Genomic DNA, 25,039 nt, shown 5'->3' with positions numbered 1-25,039 from the left:
CCGCGCCATGCACTGGGCCTGCCTGTTGTTGCCGCAGCTGGCGCTGGACAGCGTGCTGCGCCTGCAACCGGACCCACAGCGGCCGCTGGTGCTGCTGCAGGGGCCGGCACAGCGCCGCGTGCTGCGTGCGGTCAGCCCCGCCGCCCGGGCCGCGGGGCTGCGCCCAGGCATGCTGCTGTCGGCCGCGCAGGTGCTGGTGCAGGACCTGCACCTGCATGATTACGACCCCAACGCCGAACAGCACACCCGGCAGCTGCTGGCCAGCTGGGCCTATGCCTACAGTTCGCAGGTCAGCCTGGATTTCCCGCATGCACTGGTGCTGGAGATCGGCGCCAGCCGCGCACTGTTCGGTGACTGGCTGACGATCCAGCAGCGCCTGCGCGGTGAACTGCATGAACTGGGCTTCCGTCACCGCCTGGTCGCCGCCCCCACGCCGCATGCCGCACGTGTACTGGCCAACGTGCACGACGGCCTCGGCATCGATGCGCAGCAGCTGCCGGCGGTGCTGGCGCAGCTGCCCTTGCCGCGCTGCGGCCTGCCCAGCGACGCGGTGACCGTGCTTGGCCGCTCCGGCCTGCGCACGCTGGGCGCGGTGCTCGACCTGCCGCGCGACAGCCTGGCCCGGCGTTTCGCCCCCGACGTGCTGCAGCAACTGGATGCGCTGCGCGGCCTGCCCAGCGCGCCGCTGCGCTACTACCAACCCCCGGATCGTTTCGATGCGCGCATCGAATTCGAGTACGAGATCGAATCCAGCCAGGCCCTGCTGTTCCCGCTGCGCCGCCTGCTGCTGGACCTGGCCGCCTTCCTGTGCTCGCGCGATGGCGGCGTGCAGCGCTTCGACCTGCATTTCGAGCACGACCTGCTGCCGCCCAGCGTGCTGACCATCGGCCTGCTGGCACCCGAGCGCGATGCCACGCTGCTGTTCGAGATCGCGCGCAACCGCATGGAGGCCTTCGCCCTTCCTGCCGGCAGCCGCGCACTGCGCCTGCAGGCCGAGCAGCTGCCGCCCTTCGTTCCCGCCGCCCGCGACCTGTTCGACACCCGGCCGGCGCAGGCCATGCCGTGGACCCAGCTGCGCGAGCGCCTGCGCGCGCGGCTGGGCGATGACGCCGTACAGCCGCTGGCGGTGCAGGCCGACCATCGCCCCGAACGCGCCAGTGGTACCCAGCCACCGGCCAGGCCGCCGGCCTGGTGGCCACTGCGCCCCGGCTGGTTGCTGGACACGCCGCAGCCACTGCGTGATCCGCGCCTGCGCATCGTCGCCGGACCGGAGCGGATCGAATCGGGCTGGTGGGACCAGGCCGATGCGCGCCGTGACTACTACGTGGTGGAAACCGCGCACGGCCAGCGCGGCTGGGCATTCCGTGCGCGCAACGATCCGCATGCGCCGTGGATGCTGCACGGCTGGTTCGGCTGAGTCGCCATGCACAACGAACCGCCCGGCTACGCCGAACTGCACTGCCTCTCGGCATTCAGTTTCCAGCGTGGCGCCTCGATCGCCGAAGAGCTGTTCGCGCGTGCCGCCGGCCAGGGCTACCGTGCATTGGCGATCACCGACGAGTGCTCGCTGGCCGGCATCGTGCGCGCCTGGCAGGCGGCGAAAACGCATGGCATGGCGCTGATCGTCGGCGCCGAGTTCCAGCTCGAGGACGGGCCCAAGCTGGCCCTGCTGTGCACCGACCAGGCCGCCTACACCGCGCTGTGCCAGTTGATCACCACCTGCCGGCGGCGGGCGGCCAAGGGCGGCTACCGCTGCCTGCGCGAAGACCTGCACGGCCTGCCCGATGGCCTGCTGTGCCTGTGGCTGGACCGGCAACCGGCCGCCACCGATCTGGAACTGCTGCGTGCGGGGTTCCAGGACCGGCTGTGGCTGGCGGTGGAGCTGCACCATGAACACGACGATGCGCGCCGCCTGCAGCAGCTGCAGGCCTTCGGCGAACGCCACCACCTGCCGCTGGTCGCCAGCGGTGACGTGCACATGCATGTGCGTCGCCGCCGCGCGCTGCAGGACACGCTCACCGCGATCCGCCACCGCTGCAGCGTGGCCGAAGCCGGCTGGCGCCTGTTTCCCAACGGCGAGCGCCATCTGCGCCCGCGTACCGCGCTGGCCCAGCTGTACCCGCCCGAACTGCTGGCCGAGACCCTGCGCATTGCCGGACGCTGCCACTTCACCCTGGAGCAGCTGCAGTACACCTATCCGCGTGAACTGGTCCCCGAAGGCCACGATCCGGACAGCTGGCTGCGCGTACTGGTCGAGCGCGGAATTCCGTGGCGCTGGAAACATGGCATCGAGCCCGCGCAGCGGGCACAGATCGAACACGAACTGGCGTTGATCCGGCAGAAGAACTACGCCTCCTATTTCCTCACCGTGCAGGACATCGTGCGCTTCGCGCGCAGCCAGGGCATCCTCTGCCAGGGCCGCGGCTCGGCGGCCAACTCGGCGGTGTGCTTCGTGCTGGGGGTCACCGAGATCGACCCGGCGCGCAGCAACCTGCTGTTCGAGCGCTTCATCTCCGCCGAGCGTGATGAGCCGCCGGACATCGACATCGACTTCGAGCACGAGCGCCGCGAGGAAGTGCTGCAGTATGTGTTCAAGCGCTATGGCCGCGAGCGTGCCGCGCTCACCGCGGTGGCGATCAGCTATCGCGGCCGCAGCGCGATCCGTGATGTGGCGCGCGCGCTCGGCCTGCCGATGGACCAGGTCAACGAACTGGGCGCGGCGATGGACCACTGGGGGGGCCACGTGCCGCTGCCGGAGACCCTGCGCGAACGCGGCTTCGACCCGGAGACACCGCTGATGCGGCGGCTGCTGGCGCTGACCGCCGAACTGATCGACTTCCCGCGCCACCTGTCGCAGCACCCGGGGGGCTTCGTGATTTCCGAGCATCCCCTGTCAACCCTGGTGCCGGTGGAAAATGCGGCCATGGCCGATCGCACCGTCATCCAGTGGGACAAGGATGACCTGGATGCCATCGGCCTGATGAAGGTCGACTGCCTGGCGCTGGGCATGCTCACCGCCATCCGCAAATGCCTGGCGATGCTGCAGCAGCATGGCCTGCACAGCGGGCGCATGGATGCGATCCCCGACCAGGACACTGCCACCTACGACATGATCAGCGCCGCCGACACCATCGGCGTGTTCCAGATCGAATCGCGTGCGCAGATGGCGATGCTGCCACGCATGCAGCCACGCACCTTCTACGACCTGGTAATCGAAGTGGCGATCGTGCGCCCCGGCCCGATCCAGGGCGACATGGTGCACCCCTACCTGGAACGGCGCCGGCTGCTGCGCGAGCAGGGCCCGGAAGCACTGGACAACCTGGAAGAACCGCTGTATCCGCCGCAGCTTGAACGCGTGTTCGCGCGCACCCTGGGCGTACCGCTGTTCCAGGAACAGGTCATGCAGTTGGCGGTGGATGCGGCCAGCTACACCCCCGGCGAGGCCGACGCGCTGCGCCGCTCGATGGCGGCCTGGAAACGCCGCGGCGGCCTGGAACCGCATCGCGAAAAACTGTTGGCGGGCATGCTGAAGAACGGCTTCAGCCGCGAGTATGGCGAGCACCTGTTCGAACAGATCAAGGGCTTCGGTGATTACGGTTTCCCGGAAAGCCACGCCGCCAGCTTCGCCCTGCTCACCTATGCCAGCTGCTGGCTGAAGTGCCATCACCCGGCCGCGTTCACCGCCAGCCTGATCAACAGCCAGCCGCTGGGCTTCTACAGCCCCGATCAGCTGCTGCAGGACGCGCGCCGGCATGGCATCGGCGTACTGCCGGTCGACGTACGCCACAGCGACTGGGACTGCACGCTGGATTACAGCAAGGGAGCGGCGGCGATCCGGCTCGGCCTGCGCCTGGTCGAAGGCTGCAACGAAGCGGCCGTACAGGCCATCATGCGCGAGCGCGCCCGGCGCCCGTTCGATGACGTCGGCGACCTGTGCCAGCGCACCGCGCTGGACCGTCGCCAGCAGGGCCTGCTGGCCGATGCCGGTGCATTGCGCGGGCTCAGCGGCCATCGCCATCGTGCGCGCTGGGATATCTCCGGCGTGGAAAACCGGTTGCCGTTGTTCGACCAGGCCCGCGCCACCCGCGAGGCCCGCGTACCGTTGCCGCTGCCCAGCGCATGGGAAGACATGCAGGCCGATTACCGCAGCACCGGCACCACCCTCGGCCGCCACCCGATCTCGTTCCTGCGCGCGCAGCTGCGCAGTCGTGGTTGCCTGGACGCGGCGCAGCTGGCCGGCCACGGCCATGGCCGACGCGTGCGCATCGCCGGCCTGGTGCGCATGCGCCAGCGCCCGCAGACCGCCAGCGGCGTCACCTTCCTCACCCTCGAGGACGAGACCGGCATGGTCAATGCGGTGGTCTGGCGGCACCTGGCCGACCGCCAGCACCGGGTGCTGGTCGATACCCAGCTGATGCAGATCGACGGCCGCCTGGAACGCGTCGATGGCGTGCAGCATGTCATCGTGCAACGCATGTACTGCCTGGATGAACTGCTGCAGGGGCTGCGCAGCCACAGCCGCGATTTCCACTGACGCCGACCGGGTGGAGTCGACCCTACCCATCCCCTGTTGCATCCGCTATCGTCGGCACATCCAAGGAAGGACGACCCGATGCCCCGTGCCCTGCTGCTGACCACCCTGGTGGTCTCGACCCTTGCCCTGCTTGTTTCCGGCTGGACCGCCTGGAACCAGCACCGCAGTCAATCACCACAGCGCATCATCGAGGCACGCGGCCTGGTCATCCACGATGAGAACGGGCAGCCGCGGGTGATCCTCGGCGCGCCGGTTCCCGATCCCCTCAGCCAGGGCCGTTCCCAGGGGCCGCGCGCCACCGCCCTGTCCGGGCTTGTCCTGCTCGGCCCTGACGGTTCCGAACGTGGCGGCTACGGCACCAGCGACCGCGGCGGCGAAGCCCTGCTGACCCTCGACGACGCCACCGGCACCACCGAGGTGTTCAAGGTGGTGGCCAACCCCGACCGTGGCGCCAGCCTGATGGTCAAGCACCAGAACAACACCGGCGCCATGCTCACCTCGTGGCAGGGCAAGCCGGAACTGATGTTCGTCGATGACAGCGGGCAGTCCTACTACGTGCGTCCGGGCGCCACCGCCGCGCCCTGACCTGCTTCTGTAGAGTCGAGCGATGCTCGACTGCACCTGGCTCCAACGCCGCGATGCCTGATGGAAAAGCAGTCGAGCATGGCTCGACTCTACACACCGCACACCGCCGCCAGGTCGTCGGCCAACTGCCGCTGCTGCGCCGGGCCCAGCGCCGCGCAGGTGATGCGCAGGCCATGCCCCGGTGCCGCCACCGCGAACACTTCGCCGGCGCGCACATGCCAACCACGCGCGGCCAGCGCCAGGACCTGCGGATGACTGTCAGCCGGCAACGGCAGCCACAGGTTCAGCCCTTCCATCGGCACCGGTGTCTGCACGCCACGCGCGCGCAGCAGTTCCTGCAGTGACTGCAGCCGCTGCTGGTAGCGCTCACCCGCCGATGCGATCTTCGTTCGCTGCGGTGCCGACTCCAGCACCGAGGTCGCCGCATCCTGCAGCAGGTGACTGACCCAGCCCGTGCCCGACGCCAACCGCAACCGCAACCGCGCCGCGGTTTCTTCATCGCAGGCCAGCCACGCCAGCCGCAGGTCAGGGCCCAGCGGCTTGGACAGCGAACGCAGCAGTGCCCAACGCCGGCCATCGGACGGCAGCACCGAGTGATAGGCCTGCTGCGAGAGCAGTGCATAGTGATCGTCGATCAGCACCGCTACCTGCGGGTAGGCCGCCAGCAGCTGGCGCAATGCCCGCGCCCGTTTCGCATCCAGGCTGGCGCCCGTCGGGTTGTGCGCACGCGGCGTCAGCAGCACCGCACGGGCGCCGCCCTCCAGTGCCTGGCGCAGCGATTCCACCTGCATGCCATGCGCGTCCACAGCCACCGGCAAGGGTGCGTGGCCGACCGCGTTGAGCACGTTGAGGCTGCCGAGGAAGCAGGGATCTTCGACCGCGATGCGATCACCCGGCAGCAGCCACGCCGCCAGCAGGCGCTCGATGCCATCGACCGCGCCATGGGTCAGTTCCAGCGCATACCCCTCGGGACAATCCGCATCCAGCGAGGCCCTGGCCAGCACCTGCAGGCGCGGGTCAACCGTCCCCACGCCATACAGCCGCGGTGCGGCCGGGGCCAGGCGCAGGTTCGGCAACAGGCGCGGATCCGGGTTGCCACCGGCCAGGTCATGCAGCGCCAGCCCCGGCGTACTGCCCTCGCGTGCCATTGCCGGCGGCAGGCCACGCACCACCGTGCCGCGACGGCCGGCCGTGCTGGCAAGGCCGGCGCCATCCAGCCGTTTGTAGGCCGCGGCCACGGTGTTGCGGTTCACTCCCAGCTGCTCGGCCAGGTCACGCACCGGCGGCAGCACGCTGCCGGCCGGCAGCCGACCCTTGCCGATGCCATCGCGGATGCTGTCGAAGATCGACTCGGCGCTATGCCCGGTGATTTTCATTTTGTCCTATGCCAAAATATATCTTGTCCTGTGCCAGTGTATCCCACCCTGGCCACCCTGCATTGGAGGTGCCCGCATGCCCCTTGCCGCTGCCGACTGGCCTGTCGCCCAGTCCGTCGAACAGATCGCCGCCAACCTGGTCACGGTGCGCCAACGCATCGCCACCGCCTGCGCCCGCGCCGGCCGGGATCCGGCCAGCGTGCGCCTGCTGCCGGTCAGCAAAACCGTCGATGACGCCCGTATCCGCATGGCGGTGGCTGCCGGCTGCCGGCAACTGGGCGAGAACAAGGTGCAGGAGGCGCAGCGCAAGGCCGAGGCGATGGCCGATCTTGGCGTGCACTGGTCGGTGATCGGGCATCTGCAGACCAACAAGGCGCGCTACGTAGCGCGTTTCGCCAGCGAGTTCCAGGCGCTGGACAGCCTGCGCGTGGCCGAAGCCCTGCAGCAGCGGCTGCAGCTGGAAGACCGCACGCTGGACGTGTTCGTACAGGTCAACACCTCGGCCGAACCCAGCAAGTACGGGCTGGAACCGGATGCCGTCGGGGCCTTCGTGCAGCAGCTGCCGGCATTCGATCGCCTGCGCGTGCGTGGCCTGATGACCCTGGCCATCTTCAGCCCCGAGGTTGAACGCGTGCGCGCCTGCTTCGTGCGCCTGCGCACACTGCGTGAGCAGCTGCTGCATTCCGTTCCTGCCGGCATCGACCTGTCACAGCTGTCGATGGGCATGTCCGGTGACTTCGAGGTCGCCATCGAAGAAGGCGCTACCGTGGTCCGCGTCGGCCAGGCCATCTTCGGTGCCCGCGCCACGCCGGACAGTCTCTACTGGCCAAACGGCGGAGCCCCGGCATGAAGCACGCGGTCGTCCTGCAACACGTCGCCTTTGAAGACCTGGGGACCCTGCAGCCGCTGCTGCAGGCACAGCGCTGGCAGCTGCAGGTGCTGCAGGCCGGTGTCGACCCGCTCGCGCCCGCCGAAGCGGCCGACCTGCTGGTGGTGCTCGGCGGCCCGATCAGCGTCAATGACGTCGGCGCCTATCCCTTCCTCAATGACAGCATCGCCCTGCTGCAGCGCCGGCTGCTGCAACAGCGGCCAACCCTGGGCATCTGCCTCGGCGCGCAGCTGATGGCACGCGCACTCGGTGCCCGCGTCGCGCCCAGCGGCGGCCAGGAAATCGGTTTTGCGCCGCTGCTGCTGACCGATGATGGCCAGCGCTCACCGCTGCAGGCCCTGCAGGGCATTCCGGTGCTGCACTGGCATGGCGAAGCCTTCGAACTTCCCGCCGGTGCACGCCGCCTGGCCAGCACGCCTGCCTGCCGCCACCAGGCCTTCGCCATCGGCCAGCACGCCCTCGCCCTGCAGTGCCACCCGGAACTGGACGCACGCCAGTTCGAGCGCTGGCTGATCGGCCATACCCTGCAACTGGCACACGCCGGCATCGATCCCAACGACCTGCGCGCACAGGCGCGCCGCTATGGCGCACCGCTGGCCGCGGCCGCCACCGCCATGTTCGACCATTGGCTGCAGGACCTGGAGGAAGCACCACGATGAACTATCGATTGCAGGTCCACCGCAACGGCACCTTCTGGGGCCACTTCGACTGCAGCGGCCCCGATGCCCTGCAGCATATGGACAGCATCGCTGCGCAGCTGCCCGCCGCGCAGGGCTTCCAGTTGCGGCGGCAGAAAGGTGTCGGCGAAGAACGCATCCTGTCCAGCAACGCCGATGGCCTGCGGGTGCTGGCGGCGCAGATCCAGTACCGCGATCTGTAGGCTCCAGGGTAATGCCGGCCAGCGGCCGGCACTACCTTGGCGGTTCGGTCATGTGCGAAGCTGGCGCCATGTTGACCCTGCAACGCGGCGACCATCACGGATTGCGTGTGGCCCCGCGCTGGCCCGCCTCGTGCATCCGCATCGAGACCGATGTGCTGCAACGCCTGCTCGATGCACAGGCGCTGCTGCCGGCCGGACTGCGCCTGCTGCTCACCCGCGGTTTTGAACCCCGGCACAGCCGCCTCGGCGGCTTCCGCCGCGGTGTGCGTGCCCTCGGCATCGCATTGTTCCGCGCCTGCTATCCGCACCGCCACACCGAAGTCGGCGCCATCTTCGGCGCCAACGGCCATGACCTCGATGGCCGCCACGTCGATGTCTCGCTGGTCGTGCACGGCAGGCGGCTGCGGCTGCTTCCACTGGGCGTGTTCACCCCGCCGCGCTGGCAGCAGCGCCGGGTCGCCCGCCATGCCGAAGCCGTGGCACGGGTGAAGCGCAGCCTGCAGCAGTGCGGCTTCAAGCTGCATCACAACCCGACCGAGGCACTGCAGATCCACTGCGACTGCCCACCCGGGTAACACCGGCCGCTTGATGCAAATGATTCTCTTTTGCTGTAAGGTGCTGCCGCTGCCCTTGCCGCCGCGGGCTGTTCCCTTTCCCAGTTGTCGCCCGCCCCGTGTCCACGCCTGTCGAACCGACGGATGTCGCGCATCTGTGCGCGGCCCATTACCGGCCGCTGCACGCCCATGTCCGCCGCAAACTCCCGCAACGCAGCGACGCCGATGACGTCGTCCAGGAAACCTGGCTGCGTGTCATCAAGGTCGCCGCCAGCGGCCTGCTCGGCAATGGCCGCGCGTACCTGTACCGCGTCGCCCACAACCTGATCGCCGACCACTACCGGCAGCGGCGTCGCGAAGAAGTACTCGACGATACGCTGCTGCATGCCTTCGCCGATCCCGCGCCGCTGCCGGAACAGCGCCTGCTCGACGCAGAACAGCTGCGCCACCTCGATGCGATCATCGCCGCGCTGCCGCCGCGCTCGCGCCAGGTGTTCCTGCTGGCCCGCGTGGAACAGATGGCGCTGGCCGAGATCGGCCGCCAGCTCGGCATCAGCCGGCAGACCGCGCACGGCCATCTGCTGCGCGCCCTGGTCGCCCTGCAGCAGGTGCCCGGCGCATGAGCCAGGACCCGATCGCACGCGAAGCGGCCCGCTGGTGGCTGGATGGGCACGACGGTGACCGCGACGAGCATGCGTTCGAGCAGTGGCGCCGGGCCGAGGCTGGCCTTGCCGTGCTGCTGCTGTGCGCGCTGGGCCTGTACAGCCGCGATGGCTCGCCTCCGGCCGCGCAGGTCCTGCGCACCGCCGCCGGCGAGATCCGCGATGAGGCCCTGCCGGACGGATCGCATGTGCTGCTGTCGCCGGGCAGCGAAGTGCATGTACGCGTCGACGCGCAACGCCGCCAGTTGCAGCTGCAACGCGGCCAGGCCTGGTTCAAGGTCAGCGCCGATGCGCACCGGCCGTTCCAGGTACATACCCCGCATGGCACCGTCACCGCCCTCGGCACTGCGTTCGACCTCGCCGTGCAGGACGGTCACCGAACACCGCGTCGGCGTGCAGGCGGGTAACACCTCCGTGCAGGCCGACGAAGGTCAGCAGCTGCGCTTCAACGAACGGTCGCCGGAAGCACCCCAGCCGGCCGGCGACAGCGCACTGGCCTGGCGCGAGCGGCGCCTGCATTGGATCTCGGCCCCCTTGGTGGAGGTGAGCCAGGGCCTCGACCGCTGGCATGGCGGACGCACCTGGATCGTGGGAGCACGCCTGCGCCAGCAACCGGTCAGCCTGCTGGGCAGTGCCGAGGGTGCGGCCAGCAGCCGCGACCAGCTGGCCGCGCAGCTGCATGTGCGCGTGCTGCACCTGGGTGCAGGCGTACAGGTCTGGCTGCCGCCGCGCGGGAAGGTTCGCGATGCACCCTGACATCGGGCCTGCGGCGGCGTCTACCCAGGATGACGACGCTCTGCGTCAGCCCCTGGAGTCCCCGATGCTGTCCCACCGCCCCCTCGTTCTCGCCCTGTCGCTGGCCTGTGCCAGCGCCCTTCCCATGCTGCCCTGCACTGCCCAGGCGCAGGCGGCCACCCGCAGCTACGATCTGCCCGCGCAGCCATTGGCTGCCGCGCTGGACGCCTACAGCCGGTTGACCGGTGTCGACCTGGTGATCGGTGCGGCGCTGCCCGCCGGCCATGCCGCACCGGCCCTGCGGGGTGACTTCGATGACACCCAGGCGTTGTCGCGCCTGCTCGCCGGCAGCGGCCTGCGCCCGCGCTTCATCGATGCGCGCCGGGCTACCCTGGAACCGGCGCCGGCCGAGCGCGGCGATGGCAGCCGTCGCACCGGCCCACTGCGCGTGCAGGGCAATACCGCGCAGGGCCAGGCTCCGGGCACCGGTGCCAGCCAGTATGTTCCCGCCACCCGCGATGGCTTCGCGGCCAGCGTCGGCAGTGAGCGCGTGGCGATGGCCGAGCGCCAGGATGGCAACAGCCTGCTGCGCTCGATGCCCGGCACCCACAGCTTCCATTCGCGCAGCCAGCCCGGGTTGCAGGTCAACATCCGCGGCATGGCCGGCGCCGGCCGGGTCAACACCATGATCGATGGCGTCACCCAGACCTTCCGCAACAACGCCGGACATGGTTCCGGTGGCCCGTTCGCATACGTCGATCCCTTCCTGCTGGCCGGGGTGGACGTACAGCGCGGCGCCGTGGCCGGGGGTGACGGCGCCGGCACGCTGGCCGGCAGTGCCAACTTCCGTACCCTGGATATCGACGACCTGCTCGGCGAAGGCCGTGACTGGGGTCTGCGCGCAGGTTACCGCCACGGCAACAACGGCTACGGCAGTGGCCGCACCTTCGCCGGCGCCTGGCGCCACAGCGAAGACGGCGGCGACCGTCAGTTCGGCCTGCTGGCCGCCGCCAGCAGCAGCCGCAGCAGCGACTACGCCACCGCGCGCGGACAGACCAACAAGGCCGATCCCGGTAGCCAGCAGCCCAGCAGCTGGCTGCTGAAGGCGCGCCTGCAGCCCAGCGACCAGCATCGCCTCGACCTGAGCCACATGCGTTACGAAAACGACTTCTACCACAACTACCCGTGGCAGATTTCCGCACGCAACCAGCGCGCCAGCTATCACTACACGCCCTACTCGCCGTGGATCGACCTGCGCGCGACCTTCGCCAGCAACAAGACCCGGCTGTTCTACCCGCCGGTGGAGGATTCCAGCTACATCGGCCGCCGCACCCACAGCAGCCTGAGCAGCTGGACGATCGACAACACCAGCCGCTTCGACATCGGAGCGCTGCAGGCACGCTGGAACACCGGCATCAAGCACCAGTCGGACATCTACGTGGCTGACACCCCGAACCTGCGCGGCGCCAACCCACAAGGCCGCAGCCAGCTCGACAGTGTGTTCAGCACGCTGGAGCTGCAGTACGACATCTACGCATTGACCGCCGGCCTGCGCCAGGACCGTTACGGCCTGCGCGGCTACATCCCGGTGTGTTCAGACGTACCGGGCCAGTGCGCGGACATCAATGGCGGCGGCATCGACGTGCGCCGCACCGAGCACGCGCTCAGCCCCAGCCTGGCCGTCTCGCTGCAGGCAACCGACTGGCTGCAGCTGTTTGCCGAGGTCTCGCGTACCTCGCGGCCGCCCCGCGTGCAGGAGATGTTCTTCGAGAAGATCCCGCTGGAGGACGCCAGCGTCGCCGACGGCATCGGCGCCAATCCGTTCCTGCGCCGCGAGCGCTCGCGCAACCTGCAGTTCGGCGCCAACCTCAGCACCCACTCGCTGCTGACCGACGGCGACCTGGCACAGCTGCGCGTCACCCGTTTCGACAACCGCACCCGCGACTACATCAAGCCGCAGTACCTGCTGATGGTGCATCCGCCGGAAGTGACCCCGTTCGTCGTGCCGATCGACAGCGACGCACAGCTCAATGCCTGGACCGACGTGCTGGATGCCGATGATTTCAGCGCCACCACGCGCTGGATGAACCATCCCGGGGTCGTCCGCATGCGTGGCATCGAACTGGAAGCGCACTACGCCAGCGAGCACTACCACGCCACGCTGAGCTGGACCCGCTCGCGCACCAGCGCACCTGCCATCGAATTCGTCAATCTGGAAGACATCACCGCCCTGCCCGATCGCTACTGGACCTTCGACGTCGGCGGCCGCTGGTGGCAGCAGCGCGTGCAGGCCGGCCTGCGGGCCGAGTACTCCGGGCCCACCGAGGAAGGCTACGACTTCTTCCAGACCCGCAAGACCGGCGGCACCGGTGTGCTGCTGGACTTCTACGCCAGCTTCAAGCCCCAGGCCAACACCACGCTGTGGCTGAACATCGAAAACCTGCAGAACAAGGCCTATGACAACAATGCCTCGATCGACAGCATCTTCAGTCCGATCCTGGACCGCGGCAACGGCCGTGGCCGCACCGTCTCGATGGGCGTCAATGTGGCGTTCTAGCCGCCGCGGGTTGCCGCTGTGCCTGCTCGCGCTGGCCGCCCTGGCCAGCGCGCAGCCGATGCCGGGCCAGGTGATCGACCTGGGCAGCGGCCAGCCCCTGGATGAAGCGGCATTCGTACAGCGTGCCGCCACCGCGCCGCGGCTGCTGCTCGGTGAACGCCATGACCTCGCCGCCGACCATGCCGCCCAGCGTTGGCTGTTGCAGGCGCTGCAGCAGCAGCGTCCGCAGGGTGCGCTGGTGCTGGAGATGATCGCCAGCGAGCGCCAGCCCCGCCTGCAGCGGGTGCAGCGCTGGCTGTCCAGCGGACATCGTGCCGACGGCGCACGCCTGCAGGAACTGCTGGACTGGGATGCGCGCTGGCCGTGGCCCGCCTATGGCGGGCTGGTGCAGGACGCCGCCGGCGCGGGCATTGCCCTGTTCGGCGGCAACCTGTCGCGTGCCGAGGTCAACACCCTGCTGGCCTCGAGCGGAACGGTGCAGTTCCCGGTTGCCGCGGCACGCCAACGGCTGTCGGCCGTGGTGCTGGCCCAGCATGCCGATGCCGCACCGATGCTGGAGGGCATGCTGGCGGTACAGAGGGCCCGCGATACCCGCATGGCCCAGGTGCTGGCCACGGCACCCGCACCGGCACTGCTGCTGGCCGGCCGCTGGCATGTGCTGCGCGGCACCGGGGTGCCGGGCTACCTGGACACCGATGGACCCGCGCTGGTGATCGCGCTGGCCTCACCCGGAGAGGTCGTCGATGCCGCCGATGCCGATCTGCTGTGGGTGCTCGGCGATGAGTGAGCGCAGCCAACACTGGCAGGCCATCGCGATCAGCATCGCCCTGCACCTGCTGCCGCTGCTGCTGTTGCTGCACTGGGTGGCGGCACCGCCGGTGCTGCCGCCGCCGGAACAGGACGTACGCATCAGCCTGCGCCTGCTGGCTCCGGCCACGCCACCGCAGCCGGTCGAGGAGCGCCAGGCCGACACGCCCAGCCAGGCCCAGCAGGCACGCGCATCGCAGCCGATCAAGTCGCCGCCGCCGCCCACGCCCACGGCGGCACGCGATGGCGAACAGGCGGCCAGCGAGACCGGCGGTCGTGGCCGGCAACCGCTGCCGGTCGCCCCGCCGGCGGCCGCGACCGATGCAAGTCCCGCACCGGCATCGATCACGGCCGCGCCTCCCGCTCCGGACGCGCCCCCGGCAGACTTCCAGGCCGGCGCCGCCAGCGACCAGTGGGAAGCCCGCCTGATGGCGCGGCTGGAGCGTTACCGCTATTACCCCGCCGCCGCGCGATCACGCCGCCAGCAGGGCACGGCCTGGGTCAGGGCCAGCATCGACCGCGAGGGGCGCCTGCTGGCCCTGCGGCTGGAACAGTCCAGCGGCCAGCCCATGCTGGATGACGCCGCATTGCAGACCTTCCGCCGCGCACAACCCCTGCCGCCGATTCCAGCGGAGCTGAAGGCGCCGCAGGAGCTGGTGGTGCCGGTTGAGTACTACCTGCGCTAGCTCGCTTCATTGCCCTGTCCAGTAGGGGATGCGGGGCAGTCTGCGACCTCAACTCCGGTTGAGGTCAAACCGGCCGGCCGGAACAGAGCGGTCCGCGCCATGCAACGATGCGCTACCGCCGCCCTGTAGAGCCGAGCCGATGCTCGGCTGCTCTACGCGAAATGCAACCGAGCATGGGCTCGGCTCTACAAGAGAACGGGTGCAGCCGAGCACCGGTGCCGGATCATGTCCACGCCGGGTCCGCGGTGAAATCAATGGTCAGCCAGAAGGTGCTGCCACGGGCATCCAGTCGCACCGCGATCTCATCGCGCATCGCGTCGACCTCGCCCACCGAGCCGAGCGGCGTGGCGCGGTCGGCCAGTACGTGGATCTCGATGAAACGCATCCGTCCCATCTTTGCCACGTGGCTGGTGAAGCCGGCATAGCCGCGCTCGGCCACGAATGCCTGCATCACGTCCTGCACGCGGCGGTCCAGGTCGTCGGGCGCCACCTGCAACACTTCGCGCATGGCCTTCCACGCGCTGCGCGCCGGTACCGGCAGCACCGCCAGACTGATCAATGCCAGCACGATCGAATCCAGGTACGGCACCCAGTGGTGCCAATCACCCCCATGCAGGACCAGCGCCAGCACGAAGGCCAGCACCACGGCCAGGCTCATCAGGCCACCGAGCAGCCAGCCGCGCACATCCAGCCACAACAAGGCCGACCGCAGGCGTCGCGCCCGCTGTGCCACGAACGCCGCCATGCCGAGGTTGCTGGCACTCAGCAACGCCGCCCACCACAGCGCAGGCCCGAATTTCACCTCGTGCCCGCCGGTGGTCAGGCCGATCACCGCGTTGGCCAGCGCATAGACGCAGGCCAGCGACAGGATCACCCCGCCAAGCGCCTCGACCATCGGTTCCAGGTGCCAGTAGCCATACTGGAAGCGCGGGCTCTGCTCCCGCGCCACCAGCCTCAGCACCGACAACGAGACCAGGGTCAGGGCCACATCGACCAGGCTGTACACGCCATCAAACAGGATGGCCTGCGATCCCACCAGCAGGCCACCGATGAAGCCGACCGCGCTGACCGCGATGGTCACCCCGATCGAGAACGTGAGGATGCGTTGCTCGCGCGCGGTATCCATCGTTCGCTGAAGGGCCGACCGTTACGGGTCAGGCCTTCAGTACCTCCACCTTGTACGACGGCACCTCGCCATCGTGCTCGATGATCAACCCGTGCACGTCCGACTCGAAGCCCGGGAAACGGGCATTCTGCTCGCGGGCGATGCGCAGCGACTGGATGATCGGCTCGTCGCTGTCGCCAAAGCGCTCACCCGGCATGATGGTCGGGATGCCCGGCGGATACGGCACCAGCATGGTCGCGGCAACGCGGCCACTGAGCTGCTCGATGTCGACCCGCTCGATCTCGCCCTTCACCAGATGGTTATAGGCATCGGCCGGGGTCATCACCGGCGTCGGCAGGTCCACGTACATCTCGCGCATCACCTTGGCCACGGCGAACTCCTGGTTGAATGCATGCAGCGCATCGCACAGGTCACGCAGGCCCCAGCCGGCGTAGGCGTTCGGATAATCGGCCGCCAGCGTCGGCAGCGCCTGGCTCAGCGGGGCATTGCGGTCGTACAGCTCCTTGAACGCCATCAGTTCGGTGACCAGGGTGCTCCACTTGCCCTTGGTGATGCCCATCGAGAACAGGAACAGCACCGAGTACAGGTTGGTCTTCTCCACGGTGATGCCGCGGCCCCACAGGAACTTGCTCAGCACCGCCGCCGGGATGCCCAGCTTGCCCATGCTGCCGTCCATTGCCAGGCCCGGGGTGAGCAGGGTGACCTTGATCGGGTCGATCAGCACGTAGTCATCGACCAGGTTCTCGAAGCCGTGCCAGTGCGCATCCGGCTGCAGGTACCATTCCTCGCGCTTGGCCACCAGCGGCGCCGGCGTATCGCCCTTGTCCAGGCTGCGCTCGACCTGGGTCGGCTGCCACACGCTGAACCACCAGTCGTCGCGCCCCAGGTCGTCGCGGACATGCAGCATCGCGCGACGGAAGGCGATCGCCTCGTCATGCATTTCCTGCACCAGCGAGCGTCCGGCGTCGCCCTCCATCATCTTCGAGGCCACGTCGCACGCCGCGATCACCCCGTAGTGCGGGCTGGTCGAGGTATGCATCATGAACGACTCATTGAAACGCTCGGCATCCAGGTTGCGCTGCGCCGAGTTGCGCACGTGGATCATCGATGCCTGCGAGAACGCGGCCAGCAGCTTGTGGGTGGAGTGCGTGGTGAAGATGATCGCATCCTGCTCACGCGGCTTGCCCTTGGCCATGCCGTAGTGGTTCTCGTAGAACGGATGGAACGCGGCGTAGGCGTACCAGGCTTCGTCGAAATGCAGGAAATCGACCGCACTGCCGATCTCATCGGCGATCTTCTCGGCGTTGTAGCACAGGCCGTCGTAGGTCGAATTGGTGACCACCGCGATGCGCGGCTTGGAACCGGCCTTGTAGGCCTGGCTGGCCAGCGGATTGGCGGCGATGCGCTGCTGCAGCGATTCCGGCGTGAACTGGTCCAGGCTGATCGGGCCGATGATGCCATGCGCATTGCGGCTGGGGGTGAAGTACACCGGCACCGCGCCGGTCATGATCAACGCATGCAGCAACGACTTGTGGCAGTTGCGGTCGACGAACACCACGTCGCCGCGCGCCACCGTGCCGTGCCAGACGATCTTGTTGGCGGTGGAGGTGCCGTTGGTGACGAAGAAGGTATGGTCGGCACCGAAGTTGCGCGCCGCCTCTTCCTCGGCATCCTTGATCGGGCCGGTATGGTCGAGCAGCGAACCCAGCTCCGGCACCGAGATCGACAGGTCACTGCGCAGGGTGTTCTCGCCGTAGAACTGATGGAATGCGCGGCCGACAGGCGACTTGGTGAACGCCACGCCGCCGGCATGGCCCGGCGTATGCCACGAATAGTTCGACTCGGCCGCATGATGGATCAGTGCCTTGAAGAACGGCGGCAGCAGGTTCTTCATGTAGTCTTCGGCCGCGCGCATCACCTGCCGCGAAATGAAGCTCTTGGTATCTTCGAACAGGAAGATGAAGCCGTGGATGTACTTGAGCAGCTTGCTCGGCACCTTCTCGATGGTGCGGCGCTCACCGTACAGGAACACCGGCAGGTTGGCCCTGCGCGCGCTCTGCTCGCGCAGGAACGCGGTCAGGCGCTGGAACTCGCCATCCACCTCTTCGCTGCCGTCGATCGAGATCAGCACCGCCGAGGCCGCCACGTAGGTGCGGGCGCCGGCGCGGGCATCGTCCAGGTTCAGGCCGCACAGCACGCGCTGGTCGTTGCTGCGCAGCTCTTCCACCAGGGCGCGGATCAGGATGCCACCGATGCGCGGCGACTCGTAGTCGTTGTCGATGACAATGACCGGGTAATCCAGGGACTTGAAGTACACGTTGATTCTCCTTGACTAACTCAGGAACGCTGGGCGCTGGCGCTGATGGCCGATGCCTCGCGGGCGCGCTGCCGCTGCTGGCGGCGCTCCTCGCTGAAGAAGGGATAGAACACGGTGATGAACAGCACAAACAGGAAGGCGTACTGCACGATGCTTCCCGACGAGCCGTAGATCGCCCACAGGCAGTACACGACGGTCAGGCTGGTCAGCGTCCAGAACGCACCGGTGTGGACCAGGGTGTGCGAGCGCTCGACCACGAAGTAGCAGGCCACGCACGAGTAGATGTAGGGCAGCAGGGTCAGCACCACCGCCGCCGAGGTGATCACGTCGAACTGTGCCGACGCGGTCTCCGAGGTGGAGGTGACCAGCACCGCCAGGGTCATCAGCACCGCCACGATCAGCACGCCCTTGACCGGTACGTCATCCTTGTTGGTCTTGCTGAAGATGCTCGGGAACAGTCCGTCATCGGATGCCGCCTTGGCGCTCTGCGCGGTCAGCAGGATCCAGCCGCCCAGCGAACCGGCGGCACCGACGAAGGCGCACAGGCTCACCAGCGCCCCGCCCCAGCCACCGACGGCCTTGGCCGCGGCCAGCGCGAACGGCGCGTCGGACACCTGCAGTTCCGCATTCGGCACCATGCCCATGATCACCGAGGAACTGGCGATGTAGGCGATGGCGGCCAGGAACACGCCGGCCAGGGTGGCGCGGGCCACGTTCTTTTCCGGGTTTTCGACCACGCCGGCGGTCACCGAGGCCGATTCGACACCGATGAAGGCCCACAGGGTGAGTGCCGCAGCGCTGGAGATCGCGCCGAAGTTGGATTCACCCGACACGTTGTAGGCACCCTTGAAGATATCGGCATCGAAGAAGAACCAGCCGAAGATGGCGATGCCCAGGATGGGTACCAGTGCGAAGCTGGTGGTGACCGTCTGCACCCGGCTGACGAAGGCCGGGCCGATCATGTTGGCGAAGCTGAGTGCCCACACCAGCACCAGCACCGCGATGCAGCGCACCAGCGGTTCGGACAGGATCGGGAAGAAGTAGCTGAAGTAGCCCACCGCCGCGATCGGAATGGCGACATTGCCGATCCAGTTGGCGAACCAGTAGATGGTGTTGGTCTGGAAGCCCATGTACGGCCCGAACCAGTCACGCGCATACGCGTAGGGACCACCGGCCTTGGGCGCCAGCTTGCCCAGTTTGGCGAACACGAACGCCAGCAGCAGGGCACCGGCGGTGGTGATCAGCCAGCCCCAGATCGAGGCGGTACCGATCTTGGCAAGGCTGGAAGGCAGCAGGAACACGCCCGAGCCCATCATGTTGCCGGCGACGAGGAAGGTGGCTCCCACCACCCCGATTTTCTTTGCTTCTGCCATGACAATCTCCTGTACTGGCATGGGCCCGGTGCGAGCGGGCGTGGGGACGGGTTACGCTGGCGTACGACCGCTGGCGGTTACTTGATGAAGTTGTATTGCAGGCTGCCCTGCACCCGGACCGTGTCGCCGCGCGCGCCACCCTGCTGCTGCAGGCGGCCGTACAGCAGCTCCATGCCCATCGTCCACGACGGTGCCGGGCTCCAGATCAGGTTGAACACGCCGTAACGGCTCTGCCGGAATGCATCGGCCGCCAGTGCGGCGTTCCGCTCCAGGGTCAACTGGCCGAAGATCAGGTTGGAGCGCCACAGTTCGGACCAGTAGTGGGTGTAGCCGACGAAACCACCGTGCAGGTCCAGTGCATCCAGGTGCCCGTCCACATCCACCACCGCGTCCAGCCCGGAGCCGGTCAGGTCGGCGGTGTAACGGCTGAGGCCGCGTCCGCCAAGTGCACCGAACAGCAGCAGGTCGCGCTCACCGACCGACGCCGAGCCGCTCAGCTGCAGGCCACCGGCCATGCGCCGGTCGCGCTCGCCGTCACCGTCATAGGCCAGGCTGCGTGCCACCGCGCCCAGCTGCAGGTGGCCCCAGTCGCGCTCCATGCGCGCGGTCACGGTTACATCGGGCAGGCGGTTGACCGCCACCCGCGCCTCGCTGGCGCCGGCGAGTTCGGTCTTCGGATCTTCCGCCGCCACCGTCAGGGTGTTGCCCTTGCCCATCGCAAAGCTGTGGTGGATGCCCGCCACCAGCAGGTAGCCGGCTCCGCCGGGACCGGCGAAGTCCAATGTATCGGGCAGGCTGTCCGGGTCCATGAAGCTGGAGTAGCCGTAGCCGGCGTAGGTATTGCCGAGCTGGCCATAGGCATGGCGCAGGCGGAACGCGTAGCCGTCGCTGCTGCCGAAGAAGTCGTTCTCCAGGTAGAAGCGCAGGTTGCCATGCGTGGTCGGGCGCCGCGCCTCGAAACTGAAGCGGGTCTGCTTCGCATGGATGTTGAAATTGGATACGTCGCGATGGCTGCCCGCCACCGGCATCGACGATGGGATGAACTGGTCCTCGTCGCCCGCTGCGCGCGAATCGGCGATGGCATCAAGCTTGGCATAGCCGCCGATGCGGATCACCGTATCGGTGCCGGGAATGGCGAAGAACCCCTTCAGGTCGGGATCGGTCGGGCCGGCTGCGCTGTCCGGTCGTGAGGCGGCGGTGGAGGGATCGGCCACCGATTCGCGCTGTGGCAGCACCGGCTGCGCCACACCCGGCACCTGGGTGGGATGCAGCAGGTTGGCAGCGCTGGCAGCCGCGGCCATTGGCGCAGGCGCCTGCACGGTGGCAGCGACGCCCGCGCCATCACGCTGTTCAAGCCGATCCAGGCGCTGCTGCATGCCCTCCAGTGCCTGACGCATGGCCGCGATCTCACGGCGCAGCGCCTGCGCGTCGTCCTGCCCCTCCTGCTGCGCATACGCCGGCGTGATCGCCAACGCGGTCAAGCAGGCCAGACTCAGTACCGCCACGCGCATTGCATCCTCCCTGGACGAACACCTGGATCGCGTGGTCGGGATGCACGCATGCGCCACCCCGGCCTCGCGTTGCCGTTGCTGGAAATGCGGGTACTGCGTCGACGACACCGGCCAGTCTGCACGTTGCAGGCAACAGGACGATGACACTGCCCCGCCCGCACCGATGTCGACGCCATCAAGGCCGCGCTGCCAGAGAGGTGGCGACCGCAGCGGTCTGGGTAACAAGCGCGGAGTGAGAGTGTCGTGAATGGCTGAGCCCATCGACCCCGATCAGGGCCTGGCGAGCGCGACATCCATGGCGCATTGACGCTGTACTGCATGCGTCACAGCCTAGTTGACCTGTCGTTTTTGGCCTTGATTGGAATCAAGGCGCGATGCTTGATGTCAGTCACGATTCAGACGTGACGACGAACAGCAGATGCGCGGGGCGCTGTAGCGGGCCCAAGCGCAGAATGCAGCAGGCCCGCATGTCGCCATGCGGGCCTGCGGGTCATCAACAATGGCTGGGTCAGCGCGGACCCAGTACCGTCTGCAGGTCTGCGCCCTGCGGCAGGCCGGCACGGCGCTGCACCTGGCCCTGTGCATCCTGGAACAGGATGCCCGGCGTCCCCTGGAAGCCCATTTCAAGCATCAGCACCTGGTTGGCATCGAGCTTGCCGGCGATCTCGCGGCTGATGTTCGGCAGCGCCTTGATGCCGCCACGGTCGAACTGGTGTTCGTTCTCCAGCAGCGCCGCACTCGGGTCACGCGCGGACAGGATCGCCGCCGCCTTGGCCGGGCTGTCCTCGCGGATCACGCCGACCATGATGTGGCGCAGCTGCACCTTGCCGGCGTCGACCCATGGCCGCGCCGCTTCCCAGAACTTGTGGCAGTACGGGCAGTTGGCATCACTGAAGGTGTAGACCACGCGTGGCGCATCGGCCTTGCCATCACGCACCCAGGCGCTGGTTTCCAGCTTGGTCCACATCTTGGCCGACATCGGCGCGGCAACCAGCTTCTCCACCGCTTCGGCGGCCACGTCATTGCCTTCGGCATCGAACAGGCTGCCCACCAGCACGTGCTTGCCATCGGCGGTCACGTAGGCCGCCGCCGGCTGCTGGCCACCCACCACGCCTGCGAAGCCACGCAGGCCACCGGGCGCGTCGAACTCGGCAACGACCTCGAAGCCGTGCTTCTCGATGCCCTTCAGCACGGCCGGGCGGTCACCCTTGCTGGCCGGGGCCGCAGCGCTCGCTGCCGGGGCGGGCTTGCCTGGCGGCGTCTGTGCCTGGCTGCAGGCGGCCAATGCCAGCATGACCGGCAGCAACAGCACCGCCGGAGCAGTGCGCAGGGAAGTCGACAACATGGGAACTCCGTAGTGAGATGCCCGCGCAGGCTACCGCAGCCGGCGCAGTTTGTGTTCAAGACCGGCTGCGGTCAGCTCACCCAGATGCAGTTCACGCAGGCGCCCTTCAGCATCGAACAACAATGTCGATGGATAGGCCTGCACCCCCAGCACGGTTGAAGCAGCGGCCTCTTCGTCCAGCAGGACATTGCCGAGCTTCAGCCGTTCACTGGCCAGGAAACCCTGCACCTCGGCCAGGGTTTCGCCCTGGTTGAGGAACACGAAATGGACGTCGGCATGTGTCCGCTGTGCCGTTGCCAGCACCGGCATCTCACGGCGGCATGGTCCGCACCAGGTGGCCCACAGATTCAGCACCAGAGGCCTGCCCCGGAATTGCTGCAGATCGACCCTGCCCCCCTGGAGATCGGCCACCTGCAGCGCCGGCAGTGGCATCTGCCGCTCCTGCCAGGCCGAGAGCAGCTGGCCACACCCGGCCCAGCACAGCACGCCGACCAGTGCGGCGGTCAGCACTCGCGCGCGCAACGGACGCCACTGCCGCAGGCGCCACACGCCCCAGGCCAGTCCAGACAGCAGCACCACCGCCACGTGATAGCCGCCATCCGCGATCTGCAGAATGCCCCAGGGTGCCTCACGGTAAAGCGTGAAGTTCAGCACGACAAAGCTGATCCGACCGCACAGCAGGCCGATCAGCACCATGTCCAACACCATGCTTGCTGCGGAGGGCAGCGGCATGTCCTCCTTGCCGCTCGGCCACAGTCGGGCCACCGCCATCGCCAGCAGCATGCACGCGAGAATCAACACCACCGGCATCGGTACCGGCCCGACACTCGACATCCGCCCACCTGTTCAATCGTTCAGTGCCTGCATGGTCGAAGCCTCGCGCCCAGCTTGCAAGCGCCGCGGGTGTCAGGCCGCATTACGTCCCAGCGGTACACCCGCCGGTGCCTGCAGCCCACGCAGGCTGCCAGCCACCGAGGGCATCAGTGGCCGTTCGCGTCGCTTGCTGTTGATGTGGCGACGATAGTTGGCCGGCGTCATGCCCACGATACGAAGGAACAGGCGCCGGAATGCGCTCTGATCGGCATAGCCCACGCCGCTGGCCACCTCATCGATGCCGGCGCCCTGCTGCAGCAGGGTCTGCGCCTTGGCAACGCGCAGGCGCTGGCAGTACTCGATCGGGCGCAGGCCGGTGGCGCGCAGGAAGCGTCGCTGCAGCGTGCGCGGCTCCAGCCCGGACACCCCGCAGATGCCGGCCAGGGTGGCACCTCGTGCCGCCGTGGTGTGCAGCCAGCGCTGCGCCTTCAATACGTCGCGGTCACCGTGCGCGAAGTTGGCACTGAACCGCTCCAGATCCTGCTGGACTCCCGGAGGCACGGCGATTCCCAGCTGTTGCGCGACGGCGCTCGCCACGCCCTGCCCATGCAGACGATGCAACAACCGCAGGCCGAGGAAGCGCCAGGCCTGCGTTCCGCTGACCGTCAACAGATCGCCGTCATCGACCAGCGCACGCTCACTGGGCACCCAGCTCATTGAATGGGCCTTCAATCCCGGGTGGCGCCCGAGATCCGGCCCGCTTATCGTGCGCCCGACCAGCAGCCCCGCACGCGCCAGCACGCCCACGCCGTCACTGGCGGCCGCCAGCAGGCTGCCACCGTCATAGTGGGCACGCAGCCAGTCCAGCAGGACTTCCTCGGTACGCAGGCAGATCCCGCTGCTGATCTGTCCGGGGAGGGCGATCACCGCGGGAATGGCAGCATCGAGCATCTCCGCACCGGCAATGCGATGCACGCCGGTCTGGCTGGCAGGGACGATCCAGCGCGTGACCAGAACATGCTTGCACGGTCGACGCTGCTGCGCCGCAACGCGGTTGGCGACATGCGCCATCTCGGCCAGCACCGACGCGGCCGAAGGGTCGCCTCCCGGATACTCGACCACCGCGACCTCGACGAATCCTTCGTTGCTGATTCCATCCACAGTCCACCTCCTCGGTTCGTTGCGGGCCATCGAACGGCCGGTTCAAGCGAAGGGTAGGAACTGGGCCAGCGGCGGGGCTATGAAGAAAGTTGCAAAGTGCACTGAATACGCCTGTCGAGCGAAGCCTTGACTCTCGACCAGACTCAAGGCTTCACAATGGACGGCAGCCTCCGCAGGAATCCGCCATGAACATTGGACAATTGGCCCGCCAGGCCGGCGTGCCGATCGATACGGTCCGCTACTACGAACGGCAGCAGCTGCTGCCGACAGCGGCACGCTCGCCCGGCGGCTACCGCATCTTTGGCGAGCCGGACCTGCGCCGACTGCGTTTCATCCGCCGCGCCAAGGCCCTGGGCTTCAGCCTGGAGGAAATCGGCGAACTGCTCGCGCTCAGTGATCGCCCCCCGCAGGACATGGGCAGCGTGCGCGACACCGCCCAGGCCCGATTGCAGGACATCGCACAGCGGATGACCGAACTGCAGCGCATGCACAACGCGCTTTCGCAGCTGGTCGATGCCTGCCCCGGACATGGCGCGCTGGACCAATGCCCGATCCTGGCGGCCCTGACCGGCGACAACGCGTAGCCACCGAGGCCAGAACAGGGCTTCGCACTACACGTGAAGAAAAGTGCAACAAATGCTTGCCAACCCCCTGGGGCAAGGCTATTATTTCGCTCCTCAGCGACGTGGGGCCATAGCTCAGCTGGGAGAGCGCCTGCATGGCATGCAGGAGGTCAGCGGTTCGATCCCGCTTGGCTCCACCACTTTCGACATTAGGCCGTCGAAGGTTCTACAACTTGAAGTTTTTCGTGCGTCCCCATCGTCTAGAGGCCTAGGACATCACCCTTTCACGGTGGCGACCGGGGTTCGAATCCCCGTGGGGACGCCACTCATCACGAACAACAAGGACCCGGCCGATAACCGGGTCTTTTTTGTTCACCGCCGACCGGCATTCAGGTTGTGGCGTTGCGGTTTCCCCTGCCCTCGTGGCCTCGGTTGAACCGGAACGAAAAAAGTTTAAAAAAAGCTTCCACAAACGTGAACACGCAGGTATGATAGGCGGCTCGGTAACACGGGGCCATAGCTCAGCTGGGAGAGCGCCTGCATGGCATGCAGGAGGTCAGCGGTT

20 protein-coding genes, 2 tRNA genes and 1 pseudogene are annotated in these 25,039 nt (G+C 67.9%); 15 read left to right on the top strand and 8 right to left on the bottom strand.

Annotated features, from left to right (window positions below; all coding sequences use genetic code 11):
* Nucleotides 1-7: 7 nt before the first annotated feature.
* The 3 genes from Q0P60_RS16205 (at nucleotide 8) to Q0P60_RS16195 (ending at nucleotide 5,119) form a co-directional block, all read left to right on the top strand.
* Nucleotides 8-1,417, top strand: a complete 1,410-nt coding sequence (locus tag Q0P60_RS16205) for a DNA polymerase Y family protein (protein WP_294995758.1) — start codon at nucleotides 8-10, stop codon at nucleotides 1,415-1,417.
* A gap of 6 nt (nucleotides 1,418-1,423) precedes the next feature.
* Nucleotides 1,424-4,534: an error-prone DNA polymerase gene (locus tag Q0P60_RS16200; protein ID WP_294995755.1), complete on the top strand. Its 3,111-nt coding sequence runs from the start codon at nucleotides 1,424-1,426 to the stop codon at nucleotides 4,532-4,534.
* A 78-nt stretch (nucleotides 4,535-4,612) separates the two neighbouring features.
* Nucleotides 4,613-5,119: a hypothetical protein gene (locus tag Q0P60_RS16195; protein ID WP_294995752.1), complete on the top strand. Its 507-nt coding sequence runs from the start codon at nucleotides 4,613-4,615 to the stop codon at nucleotides 5,117-5,119.
* Between the two features lie 89 nt (nucleotides 5,120-5,208).
* Here the strand turns inward: Q0P60_RS16195 and ptsJ are convergent, their stop codons facing one another.
* On the bottom strand, nucleotides 5,209-6,495 hold the full coding sequence (gene ptsJ / locus Q0P60_RS16190) for a transcriptional regulator PtsJ (RefSeq protein ID WP_294995749.1): 1,287 nt from the start codon (nucleotides 6,493-6,495) through the stop codon (nucleotides 5,209-5,211).
* A gap of 76 nt (nucleotides 6,496-6,571) precedes the next feature.
* Here ptsJ and Q0P60_RS16185 point away from each other — a divergent pair, with 76 nt between their 5' ends.
* From Q0P60_RS16185 to Q0P60_RS16145, 9 genes and pseudogenes are all read left to right on the top strand, one after another.
* Nucleotides 6,572-7,345, top strand: coding sequence for a YggS family pyridoxal phosphate-dependent enzyme (locus Q0P60_RS16185; RefSeq protein ID WP_294995746.1), 774 nt, complete (start codon nucleotides 6,572-6,574; stop codon nucleotides 7,343-7,345).
* The gene (locus Q0P60_RS16180) at nucleotides 7,342-8,043 is read left to right on the top strand and encodes a glutamine amidotransferase (RefSeq protein ID WP_294995744.1); all 702 of its coding nucleotides are present in this window, start codon (nucleotides 7,342-7,344) and stop codon (nucleotides 8,041-8,043) included. Before Q0P60_RS16185 ends, Q0P60_RS16180 begins: the two co-directional genes overlap by 4 nt.
* Nucleotides 8,040-8,264, top strand: a complete 225-nt coding sequence (locus tag Q0P60_RS16175) for a hypothetical protein (protein ID WP_294995742.1) — start codon at nucleotides 8,040-8,042, stop codon at nucleotides 8,262-8,264. Before Q0P60_RS16180 ends, Q0P60_RS16175 begins: the two co-directional genes overlap by 4 nt.
* A 68-nt stretch (nucleotides 8,265-8,332) precedes the next feature.
* A complete protein-coding gene (locus Q0P60_RS16170) occupies nucleotides 8,333-8,839 on the top strand; it encodes a hypothetical protein (RefSeq protein WP_294995739.1) in 507 nt (168 codons plus the stop codon).
* A 98-nt stretch (nucleotides 8,840-8,937) separates the two neighbouring features.
* Nucleotides 8,938-9,441 (top strand): sigma-70 family RNA polymerase sigma factor, encoded by a 504-nt coding sequence (locus Q0P60_RS16165; protein ID WP_294995736.1) that lies wholly within the window; start codon nucleotides 8,938-8,940, stop codon nucleotides 9,439-9,441.
* Nucleotides 9,438-10,236, top strand: a pseudogene (locus tag Q0P60_RS16160) (FecR domain-containing protein). The gene Q0P60_RS16165 and the pseudogene Q0P60_RS16160 overlap by 4 nt, the downstream one beginning before the upstream one ends.
* Nucleotides 10,237-10,300: 64 nt before the next feature.
* Complete coding sequence (locus tag Q0P60_RS16155; protein WP_294995733.1) at nucleotides 10,301-12,772, top strand: TonB-dependent receptor; 2,472 nt, start codon at nucleotides 10,301-10,303, stop codon at nucleotides 12,770-12,772.
* Nucleotides 12,759-13,559 (top strand): ChaN family lipoprotein, encoded by an 801-nt coding sequence (locus Q0P60_RS16150; RefSeq protein ID WP_294995730.1) that lies wholly within the window; start codon nucleotides 12,759-12,761, stop codon nucleotides 13,557-13,559. Before Q0P60_RS16155 ends, Q0P60_RS16150 begins: the two co-directional genes overlap by 14 nt.
* The gene (locus Q0P60_RS16145; protein ID WP_294995727.1) at nucleotides 13,552-14,265 is read left to right on the top strand and encodes an energy transducer TonB; all 714 of its coding nucleotides are present in this window, start codon (nucleotides 13,552-13,554) and stop codon (nucleotides 14,263-14,265) included. The genes Q0P60_RS16150 and Q0P60_RS16145 overlap by 8 nt, the downstream gene beginning before the upstream one ends.
* A 223-nt stretch (nucleotides 14,266-14,488) precedes the next feature.
* On the opposite strand, the gene Q0P60_RS16140 is transcribed toward Q0P60_RS16145, so the two are convergent.
* The 7 genes from Q0P60_RS16140 to Q0P60_RS16110 form a co-directional block, all read right to left on the bottom strand.
* Nucleotides 14,489-15,391 carry a cation diffusion facilitator family transporter gene (locus tag Q0P60_RS16140; RefSeq protein ID WP_294995724.1) on the bottom strand — a complete coding sequence of 301 codons (903 nt, stop codon included), beginning with the start codon at nucleotides 15,389-15,391 and terminating at the stop codon, nucleotides 14,489-14,491.
* A 28-nt stretch (nucleotides 15,392-15,419) separates the two neighbouring features.
* Nucleotides 15,420-17,708: an Orn/Lys/Arg decarboxylase N-terminal domain-containing protein gene (locus Q0P60_RS16135; RefSeq protein WP_294995722.1), complete on the bottom strand. Its 2,289-nt coding sequence runs from the start codon at nucleotides 17,706-17,708 to the stop codon at nucleotides 15,420-15,422.
* Between the two features lie 20 nt (nucleotides 17,709-17,728).
* On the bottom strand, nucleotides 17,729-19,081 hold the full coding sequence (gene adiC, locus Q0P60_RS16130) for an arginine/agmatine antiporter (RefSeq protein WP_294995719.1): 1,353 nt from the start codon (nucleotides 19,079-19,081) through the stop codon (nucleotides 17,729-17,731).
* A gap of 77 nt (nucleotides 19,082-19,158) precedes the next feature.
* Nucleotides 19,159-20,592: a DcaP family trimeric outer membrane transporter gene (locus tag Q0P60_RS16125; RefSeq protein WP_294995716.1), complete on the bottom strand. Its 1,434-nt coding sequence runs from the start codon at nucleotides 20,590-20,592 to the stop codon at nucleotides 19,159-19,161.
* A 508-nt stretch (nucleotides 20,593-21,100) separates the two neighbouring features.
* A complete protein-coding gene (dsbG, locus tag Q0P60_RS16120; RefSeq protein WP_294995713.1) occupies nucleotides 21,101-21,937 on the bottom strand; it encodes a thiol:disulfide interchange protein DsbG in 837 nt (278 codons plus the stop codon).
* Nucleotides 21,938-21,967: 30 nt separating this feature from the next.
* Complete coding sequence (locus Q0P60_RS16115; RefSeq protein WP_294995710.1) at nucleotides 21,968-22,771, bottom strand: TlpA disulfide reductase family protein; 804 nt, start codon at nucleotides 22,769-22,771, stop codon at nucleotides 21,968-21,970.
* A 72-nt stretch (nucleotides 22,772-22,843) separates the two neighbouring features.
* Entirely contained in the window at nucleotides 22,844-23,911 is a 1,068-nt protein-coding gene (locus tag Q0P60_RS16110) for a helix-turn-helix domain-containing protein (protein ID WP_294995707.1), read from the bottom strand.
* Nucleotides 23,912-24,096: 185 nt separating this feature from the next.
* On the opposite strand from Q0P60_RS16110, the gene Q0P60_RS16105 reads away from it, so the two are divergent.
* The 3 genes from Q0P60_RS16105 to Q0P60_RS16095 all read left to right on the top strand — a co-directional run bounded on the left by Q0P60_RS16105 (nucleotide 24,097) and on the right by Q0P60_RS16095 (nucleotide 24,799).
* A complete protein-coding gene (locus tag Q0P60_RS16105; protein ID WP_294995704.1) occupies nucleotides 24,097-24,495 on the top strand; it encodes a heavy metal-responsive transcriptional regulator in 399 nt (132 codons plus the stop codon).
* Nucleotides 24,496-24,598: 103 nt separating this feature from the next.
* A tRNA-Ala gene (locus tag Q0P60_RS16100) sits at nucleotides 24,599-24,674 on the top strand.
* A 49-nt stretch (nucleotides 24,675-24,723) separates the two neighbouring features.
* A tRNA-Glu gene (locus Q0P60_RS16095) sits at nucleotides 24,724-24,799 on the top strand.
* The last annotated feature ends 240 nt before the right edge of the window (nucleotides 24,800-25,039 follow it).

This window comes from uncultured Stenotrophomonas sp. (assembly GCF_945952405.1).
Classification (GTDB): Bacteria; Pseudomonadota; Gammaproteobacteria; order Xanthomonadales; family Xanthomonadaceae; genus Stenotrophomonas.
Note: the sequence above shows the minus strand (reverse complement) of the source record. Positions and strands in the feature narration are given on the sequence as shown.